General features: G+C 57.3%; 1 rRNA gene. It reads right to left on the bottom strand.

What is annotated here, in order from left to right:
• Positions 1–20 precede the first annotated feature (20 nt).
• Positions 21–3127, bottom strand: a 23S ribosomal RNA gene (locus tag IF27_RS29580).
• Between the last annotated feature and the right edge of the window lie 66 nt (positions 3128–3193).

Genomic DNA, 3193 nt, shown 5'->3' with positions numbered 1-3193 from the left:
CACAGTGGACGCGAGCATCTATGGACAAGCCCTCGGCCTATTAGTACCGGTCAACTCCACCCCTCACAGGGCTTCCATCTCCGGCCTATCAACCCGTTGGTCTCACGGAGGCCTTACCCCATCAAGTGGGTGGGAGTCCTCATCTCGAAGCAGGCTTCCCGCTTAGATGCTTTCAGCGGTTATCCCTCCCGAACGTAGCCAACCAGCCATGCCCTTGGCAGGACAACTGGCACACCAGAGGTTCGTCCGTCCCGGTCCTCTCGTACTAGGGACAGCCCTTCTCAAGACTCCAACGCGCACAGCGGATAGGGACCGAACTGTCTCACGACGTTCTAAACCCAGCTCGCGTACCGCTTTAATGGGCGAACAGCCCAACCCTTGGGACCAACTCCAGCCCCAGGATGCGACGAGCCGACATCGAGGTGCCAAACCATCCCGTCGATACGGACTCTTGGGGAAGATCAGCCTGTTATCCCCGGGGTACCTTTTATCCGTTGAGCGACGGCGCTCCCACAAGCCACCGCCGGATCACTAGTCCCTGCTTTCGCACCTGCTCGACCCGCCAGTCTCACAGTCAAGCTCCCTTGTGCACTTACACTCACCACCTGATAACCAACCAGGCTGAGGGAACCTTTGGGCGCCTCCGTTACTCTTTAGGAGGCAACCGCCCCAGTTAAACTACCCACCAGACACTGTCCCCGATCCGGATCACGGACCCAGGTTAGACATCCAGCACGACCAGAGTGGTATTTCAACAACGACTCCACCCAAGCTGGCGCTTGGACTTCACAGTCTCCCACCTATCCTACACAAGCCGAACCGAACACCAATATCAAGCTATAGTAAAGGTCCCGGGGTCTTTCCGTCCTGCTGCGCGAAACGAGCATCTTTACTCGTAATGCAATTTCACCGGGCCTATGGTTGAGACAGTCGAGAAGTCGTTACGCCATTCGTGCAGGTCGGAACTTACCCGACAAGGAATTTCGCTACCTTAGGATGGTTATAGTTACCACCGCCGTTTACTGGCGCTTAAGTTCCCAGCCTCGCCCCCCGAAGAGAGCTAACCGGTCCCCTTAACGTTCCAGCACCGGGCAGGCGTCAGTCCGTATACATCGCCTTACAGCTTCGCACGGACCTGTGTTTTTAGTAAACAGTCGCTTCTCGCTGGTCTCTGCGGCCACCCCCAGCTCCGACCGTAAAGGCCATCACCAGAAGCGGCCCCCCTTCTCCCGAAGTTACGGGGGCAATTTGCCGAGTTCCTTAACCATAGTTCACCCGAACGCCTCGGTATACTCTACCTGACTACCTGAGTCGGTTTAGGGTACGGGCCACCATGAAACATCGCTAGAGGCTTTTCTCGACAGCATAGGATCATCCACTTCACCACAATCGGCTCCGCATCAGGCCTCACCCACATGTTGCACGGATTTACCTGCACAACGGGCCACACCCTTACCCCGGGACAACCACCGCCCGGGATGGACTACCTTCCTGCGTCACCCCATCACTCACCTACTACCCCCTCGGACCACCGGCTCCACCACAAGACTCACCCCGAAGGGATCCTCAAAGGCTTCACGGGCTTAGCATCAGGAGATTCAGCGCTGGCGCTCCACGGCGGGTACCGGAATATCAACCGGTTATCCATCGACTACGCCTGTCGGCCTCGCCTTAGGCCCCGACTTACCCTGGGCAGATCAGCTTGACCCAGGAACCCTTAGTCAATCGGCGCACACGTTTCCCACGTGTGTCTCGCTACTCATGCCTGCATTCTCACTCGCGTACCGTCCACAACCCCTTACAGGACTGCTTCACCCAGCACACGACGCTCCCCTACCCATCAACCACAAGGGTCAATGACACGACTTCGGCGGTGTACTTGAGCCCCGCTACATTATCGGCGCAGAATCACTCGACCAGTGAGCTATTACGCACTCTTTCAAGGGTGGCTGCTTCTAAGCCAACCTCCTGGCTGTCTCTGCGACTCCACATCCTTTCCCACTTAGCACACGCTTAGGGGCCTTAGTCGATGCTCTGGGCTGTTTCCCTCTCGACCATGGAGCTTATCCCCCACAGTCTCACTGCCGCTCTTCACTTACCGGCATTCGGAGTTTGGCTAAGGTCAGTAACCCGGTAAGGCCCATCACCTATCCAGTGCTCTACCTCCGGCAAGAAACAAACGACGCTGCACCTAAATGCATTTCGGGGAGAACCAGCTATCACGGAGTTTGATTGGCCTTTCACCCCTAACCACAGGTCATCCCCCAGATTTTCAACTCTGGTGGGTTCGGGCCTCCACGCAGTCTTACCCACGCTTCACCCTGCCCATGGCTAGATCACTCCGCTTCGGGTCTAGGGCATGCTACTGTGTCGCCCTCTTCGGACTCGCTTTCGCTACGGCTCCCCACCAACAGGTTAACCTCGCAACACACCGCAAACTCGCAGGCTCATTCTTCAAAAGGCACGCAGTCACGACAGTATGTGCAAGCACACACTGCGACGCTCCCACGGCTTGTAGGCGCACGGTTTCAGGTACTATTTCACTCCGCTCCCGCGGTACTTTTCACCATTCCCTCACGGTACTATCCACTATCGGTCACCAGGGAATATTTAGGCTTAACGGGTGGTCCCGCCAGATTCACACAGGATTTCTCGGGCCCCGTGCTACTTGGGAAACACACAAGAGAGCCGCCACAGTTTCGTCTACGGGGGTCTTACCCTCTACGCCGGGCCTTTCGCATGCCCTTCGACTACCACAACGGTTTCTTACTCCCCGACTGTCCGGCAGAACAATCAAGTGCACTCCCACAACCCCGCCCGCGCAACCCCTGCCGGGTATCACACACAGACGGTTTAGCCTCCTCCGGTTTCGCTCACCACTACTCCCGGAATCACGGTTGTTTTCTCTTCCTGCGGGTACTGAGATGTTTCACTTCCCCGCGTTCCCTCCACACCGCCTATACATTCAGCGGCAGGTGACAGCCCATAACGACTGCCGGGTTTCCCCATTCGGAAACCCCCGGATCACAGCTAGGTTGACAACTCCCCGGGGACTATCGCGGCCTCCCACGTCCTTCATCGGTTCCTGGTACCAAGGCATCCACCGTGCGCCCTTAACAACTTGGCCACAGATGCTCGCGTCCACTGTGCAATTCTCAACCAACAACCAGTCCGCCCCAACCCCCCTCACAGG

The sequence above is a fragment of the Streptomyces avicenniae genome (assembly GCF_000719135.1).
In the GTDB taxonomy this organism is placed as follows: Bacteria; Actinomycetota; Actinomycetes; order Streptomycetales; family Streptomycetaceae; genus Streptomyces; species Streptomyces avicenniae.
This window is presented reverse-complemented; position numbering and strand designations above follow the sequence as displayed.